The following is a 13491-nucleotide window of genomic DNA, read 5'->3' on the forward strand; positions in this document are numbered from 1 at the left end:
GCCATGCTGGCCAGGGAAGGACTTCTTGCCACGCTGACCGGCCCGCTGCTGGAGCGCAACCCGGTGACGCTGCAGATCCTGGGCATCTGCTCGGCGCTGGCGGTGACCACCTCGCTCGACACGGCGCTGACGATGTCGGTGTCGCTGACCATCGTGCTGGTCCTGTCGGCGGCCATCGTCAGCCTGATCCGCCGCCATATCCCCGGCACGATCCGGCTGATCGTGCAGATCGTCATCGTGGCCTCCCTGGTCATCGTGATCGACCAGGTGCTGCAGGCCTATTTTTTCGACATCAGCCAGCGGCTTTCGGTTTTCGTGGGGCTGATCACGACCAACTGCCTGGTGCTGGGCCGCACGGAAAGCTTCGCGCGGTCGAACCCGGTGTTGCCTTCCGTCGTCGATGCGCTTGGCAACGGGTTGGGCTATTCGCTGGTGCTGATCGTGATCGCCGCCCTGCGGGAGCTGTTCGGGGCGGGCAAGCTGCTGGGCCACGTGGTGCTGCCGCTTGCGGAAGAGGGGGGCTGGTTCACGCCGCTGTCGCTTATGTTGCTGGCGCCTTCGGCCTTCTTCCTGCTGGGTGGGCTGGTCTGGGCCCTGCGCTCTGTCCTGCCCGAGCAGGCCGAGGCGCCCGAGGTCACGCCCCCCGAGCCGCAGGAGCCGCGCTGATGGGGGACCTGGGCCGCCTGTTCCTGAATGCCATGTTCGTGGAGAACATGCCGCTGAGCTTCTTCCTGGGGCTCTGCACCTTCCTGGCCCTGTCGCGGCGCCCGGCGACGGCCCTGGGCCTGGGGATCGCCATGATCGGGGTGATGGGGCTGACCGTGCCGCTCAACCAGCTGATCTACAGCCACGTTCTGGCCCCCGGGGCCTGGGGCTGGGCCGGGCGCCCGGACATCGACCTGTCCTACCTCAACCTGCTGGCCTTCATCGGGCTGATCGCCGCCACCGTGCAGTTGCTGGAGATGGTGATCGAACGCTTCTTCCCCGCGATCCACGCGGCCTTCGGGGTTTTCCTGCCGCTGCTGACCGTGCAATGCGCGATCCTTGGCGGCAGCCTGTTCATGGTTGAGCGCCGCTACGACCTGTCCGAAAGCCTGGTCTTCGGGCTGGGCAGCGGGGCCGGCTTCGCGCTTGCGGTCGTGATGCTGTCGGCCATCCGGTCGCGGCTGAGCTATGCGGATCTGCCGGACGGGCTGCGGGGGCTGGGCATCACCTTCATCCTCGCGGGCATGATGTCGCTGGGCTTTTCCTCTTTCGCGCAGATGGTGGCCCAATGATCGAGATCCTCATCGGCTCTGTCGTGATCATCCTTCTGATCCTGCTTCTCACGGCGGCCCTGCTGGCGGCGCGCGCGCGCCTGGTGCCGAAGGGGGCGGCGCTGGTGCGCGTGAACGGCGGGCTTGAGATCGCCGCGCAGCGCGGAGAGACCCTGCTGTCCGTCCTGCATGGCGCGGGCCTGGGCATTCCGGCGGGCTGCGGAGGCAATGGCACCTGTGGTCTGTGCCGGGTCCATGCCACGGGGGCAGGCGCCGGAGAGGCGCAGGCAACCGAAAAGGGCGTGCTGCTGGCCCGCGAACGCCGCGATCACCTGCGGCTGGCCTGCCAGGTGACGGTGCGCGGGCCGGTGGATGTGACCGTGCCAGAGGACCTGCTTTCGGTCGAGACGCTGTCCTGCCAGGTGATCTCCAACCGCATGCTCGCCCCGCTGATCCGGGAACTGGTGCTGCAACTGCCGGAGGGCCATGACTTCAGCTACCACGCGGGCAATTTCATGCAGATCACCGCGCCGGGCTACGCGCTGGATTTCGCGGATATTGAAGTGCCAAAGGCCTTTTCCCCGGTCTGGACCGACTCCGGCTGGCGCACGCTGACGGGCCATTCGCCCCGGCCCGTGACCCGCGCCTATTCCATTGCCAACCGTCCCGAGGATACGGAGGCGGGGCGCGTGGTCTTTAACATTCGCCTGGCCGTGCCGCCGCCGGGCCAGGAGGGCCGGATACCGCCCGGGGTGGTGTCGTCCCACATCTTTTCGCTGGGGGCTGGCGACAGGCTGGATATCTCCGGCCCGTACGGCGAGTTCCGCGCCCAGCCGACAGAGCGCGAGATGGTCTTCATCGGAGGCGGCGTCGGCATGGCCCCCCTGCGCGCCCTCATCCACGAGCAGGTGGCGGCAGGGGCCCCACGCCGGATGCGCTATTTCTACGGCGCGCGGTCGGCCATAGACCTGTTCTACGTGGACGAGTTCGATGCCATCGCCGCGGCCCACCCCGGCTTCACCTGGGAACCCGCGCTGTCCGATCCCGCGCCTGGAGATCGCTGGACCGGGGCCACCGGCTTTGTTCATGAGCGCGTTAGGGCCGTGATGAGCAAGCATCCCGTGCCGGAGGACTGCGAATACTACCTTTGCGGCCCGCCGATGATGATTTCCGCCGTGATCTCTACCCTGCTGTCCCTCGGGGTGGAGCGTCATTCCATCTTCAACGACGATTTCGGAGCCTGACCATGGATCACCCCGTTTCCCCCGACAGGCGCCTGTTCCTTGCCCGCGCAAGTGCCGCGATGGGGCTGGCTCTGGCCGCGCCCGCAGTGCGGGCCGAGCCTTCGCCAGTTGTGACCCTGAGCGATCGGGCCTTTGCCACCGGATGGCGGATCGTGCTGCCCTCTGGCGTCGCGGTTGCGCCCTTGCGCGCACCGGTCCAGGCGCTTCTGGCAGAGGTTGACCGGCAGATGTCCCCCTGGCGGGCGGACAGCGAGGTTTGCGCGGTCAACAGGGCCCCTGCCGGCGCCATGGGCGTGGGGCCGGAGCTGGCGCGTGTGACGCAGGCTGCCCTGTCGATTTCGGCCGCAAGCGGTGGCGCCTTCGACCCCACGGTGGGGCCGGAGGTTGCCCGCTGGGGATTTGGCCCGATCGCGCAGGGAGCGGCCCCCGATTGGCAGGGGGTTTCCTGCGACGGCGCGCGCCTGGACAAGGCCCGCGACGGTCTGACCCTGGATCTGTGCGGCATCGCCAAGGGCCGGGCGCTGGACCGTATATCGGACCTTCTGCTGGCACGGGGGCTTGGCGATCACCTGGTGGAAATCGGAGGGGAGCTGCGGGCCAGCGGCCTGCATCCGGCGGGGCGCCCCTGGCAGGTCGGGGTGGAAGATCCCCGGCCCGGGCGGGCGTCGCTGGTGGGTCAGGTGGCCCTGCGCGGGGCGATCGCCACATCGGGTATCAAGGACAACAGCTACCAGCTGGCCGGCAAGCGCTACAGCCATATCATCGACCCGGCCACGGGCCGGCCGGTGGGGGCGGGCACGCTCGCCTCCGTCTCTGTTCGGGCGGGCACGGGGATGGAGGCGGATGGCTGGGCCACGGCGCTGATGGCAGCGGGGGGCGTGGCGGGGCCGCAGCTGGCCCGTGCACACGGCCTCGACAGCCTGTTCCTGCGGGTTCAGGATGGTGTGGTCCGGGCCGAAACCACGGGCGCCTTCGCCCTGAGCCTGTGAGGATGCCATGGAGATCCTGATCGCCGTCCTGATTGTCCTTCTGTCCTGCCTTGGGCTGGCCCTGGGGCTGATGCTGCGCGGCAAGCCGCTTCAGACCAGTTGCGAAGGCGTGGCCTGCATCGGTGGCGGCCAATGCGCCGTCTGCCCGCGCCGTGCCAGGGCAGAGGAGGCGTAGGATGCGTGACGGGACCATCGCGGATTTCATGCGCCGGGATTTCCTGAGCGTCACACCGGCCACCCCGATGCGCGAGGCCGTCGCCCGTCTGGTGGAAACGCAAAGCTCTGTCGCGCCGGTGGTGGATGACGAAGGGCATCTGCTGGGGATCCTGTCCCAGAAGGATTGCTTCGCCGCCGCGCTCAACTCGGCCTATTACCAGCGCTGGAGCGACAGCGTGGCGCGCTACATGAGCGAAAACGTGGAGGTCATGGACAAGGCCCTGGACATCGTCTCTGCCGCGGAGAGATTCCAGGCCATGCCCTATCGAGCCTTCCCGGTCCTGAGCGAGGGAATCCTGGTGGGGATGCTCAGCCGTTCGGACCTGCTGAAGGCCTTCCTGGACCTCGGTTAGACGACCTCTGGCACCATGTCGCGCAGGACGCGGCGCAGCATCTCGCGGACGCGGTTGGTGGCGGCAGAGGGGCTGCGGTCGCGGGGGGTGATGATCCGCACCTCTCTTGTGATGTCGGGGGCGGTCAGGGCGCGGGCGATGATGCGCCGGCCACGCAGGGCGGCGAAGGCATAGGTGGGCAGGATGGCCACGCCCGCGCCGCTTTCCACCAGGGCAAGGGCGGTGAAGATCTGGTGCACTTCCAGTTCCGGGCGCAGGGGCAGGCCGGCGCTTTGAAACCCGATGGCGGTCAGCAGGCGGATATTGCTTTCGCGCGTCAGCGTGACGATGCGTTCGGGCTGAAGGGCGGACCAGGGCACCTCAGCCTCGTGGCGGAAGCGGTGATCGGGGGGGACGAAGACCATGAGCCTGTCGCGCAGCACGGTCTGGTGCTCCACGCCCTCCAGCTCTTGTGCGAAACTGCCCACGCCCATATCGCAGCGCCCCTCGCGGACGCCGGCGACGATCTGGTCGGTGCCGGTGTCCTCCATCTGGACGCGCAGGTCGGGATGGGCCTGCCGCACCTGCTGCAGAAGCTCCGGCAGGACCGTGGCGGCGATCAGGGGCGGAGCAGCGATGCGCACCTGGCCCAGGCGCAGGGCTTCAAGATCGCGCATCCGTTCGACGGCGCGGTCGATGCCCTCAAGCCCCGGCAGGGCGCTTTGCGCGAACTGGCGTCCCGCCTCTGTCAGGTCGACCCGGCGGGTGGTGCGATCGAAAAGCCGGGCGCCAAGGGCGCTTTCCAGGTCGCGGATCATGTGGCTGACCCCGGCCTGGCTTGCCCCCAGCCGCTCCGCCGCGCGGGAGAAATTGCCAAGCTGGACGACGGCGCGGAAACACTCGATCTGGCGCAGGCTGGGTTTCATCACACACTCATGAGCTATTCCTAATGAATTTATGACGTCTGAGTGGGTTTTCATATGAAAATATCTTTGGCCTGATCGCGGGGACAGCCAGAGAGGCCCGCTGCGTGTTCGAAGGTGAGAAGAAGGACTGGATCGGCGCGGCGATGACGCGCCGCGAGGACCCGCCGCTTTTGCGCGGCGAGGGGCGCTTCGTGGCCGATCATACGCCGCCGGAGTGCCTGTTCCTTGAGTTCTTCCGCGCGCCCCAAGCCAGCGGGCGCATCACGGCGCTGGAACTGGACGCCGCGCGCGAAACAGATGGCGTGTTCGCGGTCTTTGCCGCAGCGGACCTGGGCCTGTCGGGGCACTCCGCGGTGAACATGCTGATCCCGGGCGCGCGGGCGAAATCCTTTGATGTGCTGGCGGGCGAACAGGTGACGGCCCTGGGTCAGCCGGTGGTGGCCGTTGTCGCACAAAGCCCGGCCCAGGCCATGGACGGGGCAGAGGCGGTGTGGCTGGACCTTGAGGCAGAAGAGACGCTGGACCGCTCCGATGTGCCCACGGCGCAGTACCGGACCGGGGATGCGGGCAAGGCGCTTTCCAAATCGGCGCTGCGCTGTGCCGTGCGGGTCGATCATGCCCGCGTCGCCCCCTTCGCGCTTGAGCCGCGCGCGGCCCTCGCGGAATGGGACGGAGAGCTGCTGCGGGTCCACCTGTCCACCCAGACCCCGTTCCGCGCGAAAGAGGATCTGGCGCGGATCCTCGGGCTGGAACCGGACCAGGTGCAGGTCATCGCGCCGGACGTGGGCGGAGCCTTCGGTGGCAAGGCCTCCATCTATCCTGAAGAGGTCGCGGTGGCTTTCGCGGCCAAGGTGCTTGGGCGGCCGGTGAAATGGGTGGCCAGCCGGTCAGAGGAGCTTCAGGCCGCCACCCATGGGCGCGGGGCCGCGACCGGGGCAGAGATCGGCCTGGACGGGGAGGGCCAGATCACGGCGCTGCGTGCCGATCTGGATTTCCCGCTGGGGGCCTGGACGCCCTATTCGGCCTATGCCCCGGCGCGCAACGCGGCGCGGATCCTGCCGGGGCCCTACCGCGTGGGGTCGGTGGATATTCAGCTTACGACCCGGTTTGAAAACCGCGCGCCCATGGGCATCTATCGTGGGGCCGGGCGGCCAGAGGCGGTGATGCTGATGGAGCGCCTGATCGACAAGGCCGCGCGCCTGGCCGGCGTGGACCCGCTGGAGCTGCGTCGCCGCAACATGCTGAACGCCGGCGATTTTCCCTATCAAAGCCCGACCGGCGAACTGATGGACCTGAGCGATCTGCCGGCCTTGCTGGACCGGCTGGAGCAGGAAAGCGGCTACGTGGAGTTGCGCCAGCGCCAGCAGGCGCGCCGCGCCGCGGGCGAGGTCTGCGGCCTTGGGTTGGCCCTTTACCTGGAGCCTTGTGGGCAGGGCTGGGAGACGGCGCGGCTAAGCCTTCTGCCCGACGGCCGCTTCCAGGCAGAGACGGGCGCCTCCGCGCAGGGGCAGGGCAGAGAGACGGCCTTTGCCCAGATCGTTGCGCAAGAGCTGGGTGTCACCCCGGACCAGGTCGCGGTGGCCGAAGGCGATACGGCCCGCCTGAATAACGGGCTGGGCGCGCTGGCCAGTCGCAGCACGGCCATCGGCGGCACCGCGATGATGCGTGCCTCTGCCGGACTGGCGGCTTTGGCGCGGGCACGTCTGGCAAGCGCCCGAGGCGTGGCAGAGACGGAGATCCTGCAGGTCGACGGCGGTTTTGCCTGGGGCAACCGGCTATATACATGGGCCGAGATCGCCAGCGAGGGCACTCTGGTCGCGGAAGAGACCTATACCGCCCCGCAGGAGGCCTGGGCCTCTGGCGCTGTGTTGGCCGAAGTGACCATCGACCGGGACACCGGGGTGACCCGCACCGACCGGATCACCTGGGTGGATGACGCGGGGCGGGTGCTGAACCCGATGCTGCTGGAAGGGCAGATGATGGGCGGGCTGGCGCAGGGGATGGGTCATGCCTTCATGGAACGCATTGCCTATGACGCGGATGATCAGCTTCTGACCGGCTCCCTGATGGATTACGCGCTGCCCCGCGCCACCGACATGCCCGGCGCCGTGCACTTCCACAGCGCGCCAACCCGGTCGGGCGCCAATGAGCTGGGTGCCAAGGGCGTAGGAGAGGCCGGTTGCATCGCCGTGCCCCCGGCGCTGGCCAATGCGGTTCAGGATGCGCTCAGCCCCTTCACCGAGGATGATTTAGACTTTCCTTTGACTTCCGAAAAGATCTGGCGCGCCATGCAGGCGACCGAGGAGACCCCATGAAATACACCCGATCCCAGGCCAAGGCCCATTCCCGCGCGACGATGCGGGGCATCTGGGCGGCGGCGAACACCCCCTTCGACGCGGAGGGCGCCATAGACGAGGCCGGGTTCCGGGCCAACATGGAACACTGGATTGAGGATCTGAAGATCGACGGTTTCTTCATTGCCGGCAAGCAGGGCGAGTTCTTCTCCATGAGCCTGGAAGAGCGCAAGCGGATCATGTCGCTGGCGGTCGAGGTCTGCGGGGATCGCGCCCAGACGATCATGTCCTGTTCTGACCAGAACATGGAGGTGGTGCTGGAGCTTGCGCGTCACGCGCAGGACTGCGGCGCGGATTACATCGTCGTCCATGCCCCGGTGCTGAACTTCCTGAAAGCACAGGAAGAGACCCTGGTGCGCTACTACGAGACCATCGCGCAGGAGGTCGACATCGGCATCGCGCTCTGGTCCCACCCCGACAGCGGCTACCTGATGAGCCCAGAGCTTTGTGCCCGCCTGGCCGAGATCGAGACGGTCGTGGCGATCAAGTATTCCGTGCCCCGTGAGATGTATGCCGAGCTGACGCGGCTGGCCGGCGACAGGATCATCGTTTCCACCGCCTCTGAAGAGGAATGGCTTGAGAACGTGCTGGACCTGGGCTGGCAGCTCTATCTCTGTTCCTCTCCGCCCTACCTGCTGCAGACGGCGGGCGACCTGCGGATGAAGGATTATACCGAGCTCGCCTTTGCCGGAAAGGCAGAGGAGGCCCGCGCGGTCTGGCAATCGCTGGAGCCCGTGCGCGCCGCGATCCGCAGCACGAAACCGGCCGAAAAACCCTTTGCACATCAGAAATACTGGCAGGAGCTGCTGGGGCAGGTGGGCGGGCCGGTGCGCGCGCCGATGCTGGAACTGACGCAAGAGGAGAAGGACCGGACAAAGGCCGCCTTCAGGGCCTGCGGCCTGAAGGTCTGATCAACAGGAGGGAACCATGGGAAAACTGAGCGCTTTCAACTTCCAGAAATGGATCGACGAGCACAGGCACCTGCTGCAACCGCCAGTGGGCAACCAGCAGGTCTGGAAGGACGCGGACATGATGGTCACCGTGGTGGGGGGGCCGAACAAGCGGACCGATTACCACGACGACCCGGTAGAAGAGTTTTTCTACCAGCTGAAGGGCGACATGCTGCTGAAGCTGCATGACACGGACACCGGCGAATTCTACGACGTGCCCATCCGGGAAGGAGAGATCTTCCTGCTGCCCCCGCATGTCCGCCACTCGCCGCAACGCCCGCAGGAGGGCTCCATCGGGCTGGTGATTGAACCGGCGCGGCCCGAAGGCGCGCTGGATGCAATTGAATGGTACTGCTTTGATTGCAATTCCCGCGTGCATCGTGCGGAAGTGGACCTGGAGTCCATCGTCGACGACCTGCCGCCGATCTACCAAGCGTTCTACGCCGATGAAGCGGCCCGGACCTGCCCTGACTGCGGCAGCGTCCACCCGGGAAAGGAAGCGCCCGAAGGTTGGGTGAAACTCTGATTTTTCCCGTTAAACGGATCGGTGCCGCTAGATCATGGCGTTGCCGCAATAAACAAGACTGATACACCAACAGAAAACATCAACGACAGGGAGTTAACATGAAACTGCATTCCATTCCCCTCGCGCTCGCAATGTGCAGCCTGGGCGGTGTCGCGCTGGCACAGGATCCGGTCAAGGTGGGGGTGATCACCACGCTCTCCGGTCCGGCTGGCTACCTGGGCGCGGATGTCCGGGACGGGCTGGCGCTGGCGATCGAGAAGACCGGCGCCCCGGTCGAGCTTGTCGTGACCGATGACGGCCGTGACCCGGCCCATGCGCGCCAGATCGCGGAAGACTACGTTTACGGAGAAGACATCAAGATCGTCACCGGGATCATCTTCTCCAACATCGCCGGGGCCACCGTTCCCGACGTGGTGGACGAGGGCGCGATCTACATCAGCCCCAATGCCGCGCCTTCCACCATGGCGGGCGAAGGCTGCAACGAGAACTATTTCGTCACCTCCTGGCAGAACGATTCCCTGCACGAAGCCTCTGGCCTGGCGGCCAATGAGCTGGGTTACGAGACCGCCTATATCCTTGCGCCCAACTACCAGGCGGGCAAGGACGCGCTGACCGGCTTCAAGCGCACCTTCAAGGGCGAGGTCGTGGGCGAAGGCTACACCCAGCTCGACCAGACCGACTATTCGACCGAGATGGCGCAGATCCGTGCGGCGGATCCGGACGTGGTTTTCCAGTTCCACCCCGGCGGCCTGGGCATCGCCTTTGCTAAGCAGTACCAGCAGGCCGGCCTGCTGGAGAGTACGCCCATGGTCATGTCCGAACCCAATGCGGATGGCGTGATCCTGAAGGCGCTCGGCGAGGCGGTCGTGGGGCTTTATGCCACCGGTCACTGGTCCCCGGACCTGGACAATGCCGCCAACAAGGACTTCCAGGCGGCCTGGGATGAAAAATACGGCGACCGTCCGATCACCTACTATGGCACCCAGGGCTACGACACCGGTCTGCTGATCGCCTCCGCACTGGAAAAGGCGGGCGGGGTCGAGGATATCGACGCCTTCCGTGACGCCCTGCGCGAGGCCGATTTCGACTCCGTCCGGGGGGATTTCGCCTTTGGCAAGAACCAGCACCCGGTTCAGGACTGGTACCTGGTCAAGGTCGAGATGGGCGAAACCGGCGTGCCGACCACGGTCGTGCAGTCCAAGCTGGTCGAGGATTATGGCGACGTCTACGCGGACCAGTGCGAGATGTGAGCCGTCGGGGCGGCCCGGGTGCCGCCCCATTCCGACATGACCCGGCCCGATCCTTCGGGCCGGTTGCGCATGAATTGTGATCCTCGATGACCCTGATTTTCGAACAACTTCTCAATGGCCTGCTTTACGGGGTCATGCTGTTCCTGCTGGCTGCCGGGCTGACCCTGATCTTCGGGATCATGGGCGTGATCAACCTGGCCCATGGCTCTCTCTACATGGTGGGGGCTTTTGTGGGGACCTGGGTGGCCAATGAAAGCGGCCACTTCTGGCTGGGGCTGCTGGCGGCGCTGCCCGCGGCGATGATTGCCGGGTTCATCGTGGAGCTGGTGGTGATGCGAAGGCTCTATTCGCGCGACCACCTGGACCAGGTGCTGGCCACCTTCGCGCTGATCCTGATCTTCAACGAGACGACGACGATCATCTTCGGGCGCCAGCCGATCTTTTCCCAGCTGCCCGATGCCCTTGCCACCCCGATCGAGATCCTGCCCGGATTGCCGTATCCGCCCTACCGGTTGCTGATCATCCTGGCCGGGTTGCTGGCCGCGCTTGGCCTTTACCTGCTGATCAACAAGACCCGGATCGGCATGCTGGTGCGCGCCGGATCGACCAGCCGGGAGATGGTGCGCGCGCTTGGCGTGGATATCCGGCTGCTTTACACCGCCGTCTTCGGCCTTGGCGCGCTGCTGGCGGGGCTTGCGGGCTTCATGACCGGTCCGGTGCTGGCGGTGCAGGTTGGCATGGGTGAACAGATCCTGCTGGCGACCTTCGTGGTCGTGGTGATCGGCGGCGTCGGCTCCATCAAGGGGGCCTTCATCGCCGGGATCGTGCTGGGCGTCGTAGATACCTGCCTGCGCGCCTTCCTGCCGGGGATGCTGGCGACCTTCATGCCGGGTCCGGAGGCGCACAGCCTTGGCATCGGCATCGCCTCCATGGGGATCTACCTGCTGATGGCCATCGTGCTGCTGTTCCGGCCCAAGGGCCTGTTTCCGGTGGGGGGCTGAGCCATGTCGCGCACAGTTTCCATTGCCCTGGGCCTGGCCCTGGTCATCCTGGTGCTGGCCCTGGTCCCGCCCATCTCCCAGGCGCTTGGCGAGCGGTCCTTTCCCAGCCTGGTGGCCCGGATCATGATCTATGCCATCGCCGTCGCCAGCCTGAACCTGATCCTGGGCTATGGCGGAATGGTGTCCTTCGGCCACGCGGCCTTCTTCGGGATCGGCAATTACGTGGTGGGCATCCTGTATTATCACCATGCCGAGGGCGTGCCGCTCTGGGGGATCATCCCCGGTACGGACCAGCTTCTGATAACCCTGCCAGCAGCGGTGATCGTGGCCGGGATCGCGGCGCTGGCCATCGGCGCCATGGCGCTGCGCACCGGGGGCGTGCAGTTCATCATGATCACGCTGGCCTTCGCGCAGATGCTCTATTTCTTCTTCGTCTCCCTGCAGCAATACGGCGGCGATGACGGGATGATCATCCGCAAGTCCAACCAGCTGTTCGGGCTGAACCTGCGGGACAAGATGGTGATGTACTACGTCATCCTTGTGATCATGGTGCTGTTCTTCGCCGCGCTCTGGCGGGTGGTGAATTCCTCTTTCGGGGCGGTGCTGGCGGGCATCCGGCAGAACGAGCGGCGGATGACCGCGCTTGGCATCTCCACCTATCGCTACAAGCTATACGGCTTCGTGCTGGCGGGGATGGGGGCAGGGCTGGCCGGCGGGCTGATGGCGGTCTTCCTGCGCTTTGCCTCGCCTGACACTTTGCACTGGACCGAAAGCGGAGAGCTGATGATCATGGTTCTCATGGGCGGGGTCGGGACCTTCTTCGGGCCGGTGCTGGGGGCGGCGGCCTACCTGTTCCTTCAGACCTACCTTTCCGCCTGGACGGAGCACTGGCAGCTTGTCTTCGGGCTGATCCTGCTGGTGGTCGTCCTTGGCACGCGCGGCGGCCTTTCGGGACTGCTGTCCCGCCTGACGCGAGGCCGGTCATGAGCAGCACGATCCTGTTTGTCGAAGGGCTGGTAAAGCGGTTCTCTGGTCTGGTCGCCACGGATGACGTGACCCTTGATCTGCGCGACGGGCTGATCCATGCGCTGATCGGGCCCAATGGCGCGGGCAAGTCCACGCTGATCAACCAGCTTTGCGGTGAGCTCGCGCCAGATGCGGGCCACATCACTCTGATGGGGCGAGACATCACCCATATGGCCGCCGCCGACCGGGTGCCGCTGGGGGTGGGGCGGACCTTCCAGGTGCCCTCCCTGCTGGATGACTTCACGGTACGCGAGAACATCGGCCTGGCCGTTCAGGCGCATGGCGGGGGCAACTTCCGGATCTGGGATCGGGTGGCCGTGCGCCGCGCGATCTGGGAACGCGCCGATGCCTTGCTGGCGGACTCGCGCCTGAAGGAGCGGCGCGAGGCGCCGGTGGCGGACCTGTCCCACGGCGAACGCAAGCAGCTTGAGCTGCTGATCGCCCTGGCGGGAGAGCCGAAGATCCTGTTGCTGGATGAGCCGATGGCGGGTCTGGGGCCGGTCGAGAGCCAGGAAATGGTGGCCTTCCTGCTGGGTCTGCGCGGCAAGGTCACGATCCTGCTGGTGGAACATGACATGGACGCGGTCTTTGCCCTGGCCGACGTGATCTCGGTCCTGGTCTACGGGCGGATCATCCTGACCGGCACCCCGGATGAGATCCGCGACAGCGCCGAGGTCAGGGAGGCCTACCTGGGTGGAGAGGAGGAGTCATGCTGAACGTGGAGAACCTTCAAGCCGCCTATGGCAAGAGCCAGGTTTTGTTCGACATCTCCCTGCGGGTCGAGGAGGGCGAACTGGTATCGCTGATGGGGCGCAACGGGATGGGCAAGACCACCACCATCCGCACCATCATGGGACTGTTGGGACCACGGGGCGGAAGCGTCTCCATCGCCGGCGAACCGGTGACGGGCATGGCGCCGGAACGGGTCGCGCGCCTGGGTGTCGGTCTGGTGCCGGAGGGCCGGCAGGTCTTTCCCACGCTGACGGTGCGCGAGAACCTGGTCGCCACCGCGGCCAACAGGCTCAAGCGCGGGGACCCCTGGACCCTGGATCGCATCTACGCGCTGTTTCCGCGGATGAAGGAACGCGCCGGGCAGGCCGCCGGGACGCTTTCGGGCGGGGAACAGCAGATGCTGGCCATCGGGCGCGCCTTGATGACCAATCCGCGCCTGCTGATCCTGGACGAGGCGACAGAGGGGCTGGCCCCCGTGATCCGCCAGGAGATCTGGGAGGTCGTGGCGCAGCTTCGCGCAGAGGGGCAATCGATCCTGCTGATCGACAAGAACCTAGCCGTGCTCAAGCGCCTCGCGGACCGGCACTACATCATCGAGAAGGGGCGCACGGTCTGGTCAGGCGACGGCAGCGCGCTGGATCGCGACCACGACACCGTGCGCGGCTACGTCGGGATCTGAAGGAAAGTGG

15 protein-coding genes are annotated in these 13491 nt (G+C 66.4%); 14 read left to right on the top strand and 1 reads right to left on the bottom strand.

All coding sequences use genetic code 11. From position 1 onward, the window contains the following. Positions 1 to 3 precede the first annotated feature (3 nt). Genes HCZ97_RS00835 through HCZ97_RS00860 form a run of 6 tightly spaced genes read left to right on the top strand, consistent with a single transcriptional unit; the run spans position 4 to position 4058 of the window. The gene (locus HCZ97_RS00835; protein ID WP_167686764.1) at positions 4 to 666 is read left to right on the top strand and encodes an NADH:ubiquinone reductase (Na(+)-transporting) subunit D; all 663 of its coding nucleotides are present in this window, start codon (positions 4 to 6) and stop codon (positions 664 to 666) included. Beyond that, positions 666 to 1277, top strand: coding sequence for an NADH:ubiquinone reductase (Na(+)-transporting) subunit E (gene nqrE, locus HCZ97_RS00840; RefSeq protein WP_167686765.1), 612 nt, complete (start codon positions 666 to 668; stop codon positions 1275 to 1277). Before HCZ97_RS00835 ends, nqrE begins: the two co-directional genes overlap by 1 nt. Further along, positions 1274 to 2500 carry an NADH:ubiquinone reductase (Na(+)-transporting) subunit F gene (gene nqrF, locus HCZ97_RS00845; RefSeq protein WP_167686766.1) on the top strand — a complete coding sequence of 409 codons (1227 nt, stop codon included), beginning with the start codon at positions 1274 to 1276 and terminating at the stop codon, positions 2498 to 2500. Before nqrE ends, nqrF begins: the two co-directional genes overlap by 4 nt. A 2-nt stretch (positions 2501 to 2502) precedes the next feature. Next, the gene (locus tag HCZ97_RS00850; protein WP_217701707.1) at positions 2503 to 3489 is read left to right on the top strand and encodes an FAD:protein FMN transferase; all 987 of its coding nucleotides are present in this window, start codon (positions 2503 to 2505) and stop codon (positions 3487 to 3489) included. Positions 3490 to 3496: 7 nt separating this feature from the next. Then, complete coding sequence (locus HCZ97_RS00855) at positions 3497 to 3664, top strand: hypothetical protein (RefSeq protein ID WP_167686767.1); 168 nt, start codon at positions 3497 to 3499, stop codon at positions 3662 to 3664. A 1-nt stretch (position 3665) separates the two neighbouring features. Next, positions 3666 to 4058: a CBS domain-containing protein gene (locus tag HCZ97_RS00860; RefSeq protein ID WP_167686768.1), complete on the top strand. Its 393-nt coding sequence runs from the start codon at positions 3666 to 3668 to the stop codon at positions 4056 to 4058. On the opposite strand, the gene HCZ97_RS00865 is transcribed toward HCZ97_RS00860, so the two are convergent. Beyond that, the gene (locus HCZ97_RS00865; protein ID WP_167686769.1) at positions 4055 to 4963 is read right to left on the bottom strand and encodes a LysR family transcriptional regulator; all 909 of its coding nucleotides are present in this window, start codon (positions 4961 to 4963) and stop codon (positions 4055 to 4057) included. The two genes, HCZ97_RS00860 and HCZ97_RS00865, sit on opposite strands and share 4 nt — an antisense overlap. Before the next feature lie 104 nt (positions 4964 to 5067). On the opposite strand from HCZ97_RS00865, the gene HCZ97_RS00870 reads away from it, so the two are divergent. The 8 genes from HCZ97_RS00870 to HCZ97_RS00905 all read left to right on the top strand — a co-directional run bounded on the left by HCZ97_RS00870 (position 5068) and on the right by HCZ97_RS00905 (position 13481). Then, positions 5068 to 7278, top strand: a complete 2211-nt coding sequence (locus HCZ97_RS00870) for a xanthine dehydrogenase family protein molybdopterin-binding subunit (protein ID WP_368484303.1) — start codon at positions 5068 to 5070, stop codon at positions 7276 to 7278. Next, on the top strand, positions 7275 to 8228 hold the full coding sequence (locus HCZ97_RS00875) for a dihydrodipicolinate synthase family protein (RefSeq protein WP_167686770.1): 954 nt from the start codon (positions 7275 to 7277) through the stop codon (positions 8226 to 8228). The genes HCZ97_RS00870 and HCZ97_RS00875 overlap by 4 nt, the downstream gene beginning before the upstream one ends. Before the next feature lie 16 nt (positions 8229 to 8244). After that, positions 8245 to 8793 carry a 3-hydroxyanthranilate 3,4-dioxygenase gene (locus HCZ97_RS00880; protein WP_167686771.1) on the top strand — a complete coding sequence of 183 codons (549 nt, stop codon included), beginning with the start codon at positions 8245 to 8247 and terminating at the stop codon, positions 8791 to 8793. 98 nt (positions 8794 to 8891) lie between these two features. Next, positions 8892 to 10043 (top strand): ABC transporter substrate-binding protein, encoded by a 1152-nt coding sequence (locus HCZ97_RS00885; protein ID WP_167686772.1) that lies wholly within the window; start codon positions 8892 to 8894, stop codon positions 10041 to 10043. 86 nt (positions 10044 to 10129) lie between these two features. Beyond that, entirely contained in the window at positions 10130 to 11044 is a 915-nt protein-coding gene (locus HCZ97_RS00890; RefSeq protein ID WP_167686773.1) for a branched-chain amino acid ABC transporter permease, read from the top strand. Between the two features lie 3 nt (positions 11045 to 11047). After that, positions 11048 to 12031, top strand: a complete 984-nt coding sequence (locus tag HCZ97_RS00895; protein ID WP_167686774.1) for a branched-chain amino acid ABC transporter permease — start codon at positions 11048 to 11050, stop codon at positions 12029 to 12031. After that, positions 12028 to 12786: an ABC transporter ATP-binding protein gene (locus HCZ97_RS00900; RefSeq protein ID WP_167686775.1), complete on the top strand. Its 759-nt coding sequence runs from the start codon at positions 12028 to 12030 to the stop codon at positions 12784 to 12786. The genes HCZ97_RS00895 and HCZ97_RS00900 overlap by 4 nt, the downstream gene beginning before the upstream one ends. Continuing rightward, entirely contained in the window at positions 12780 to 13481 is a 702-nt protein-coding gene (locus tag HCZ97_RS00905) for an ABC transporter ATP-binding protein (RefSeq protein ID WP_167686776.1), read from the top strand. Before HCZ97_RS00900 ends, HCZ97_RS00905 begins: the two co-directional genes overlap by 7 nt. Positions 13482 to 13491: the final 10 nt, after the last annotated feature.

Source organism: Pseudooceanicola sp. HF7, from assembly GCF_011806405.1.
GTDB lineage: Bacteria > Pseudomonadota > Alphaproteobacteria > Rhodobacterales > Rhodobacteraceae > Pseudooceanicola.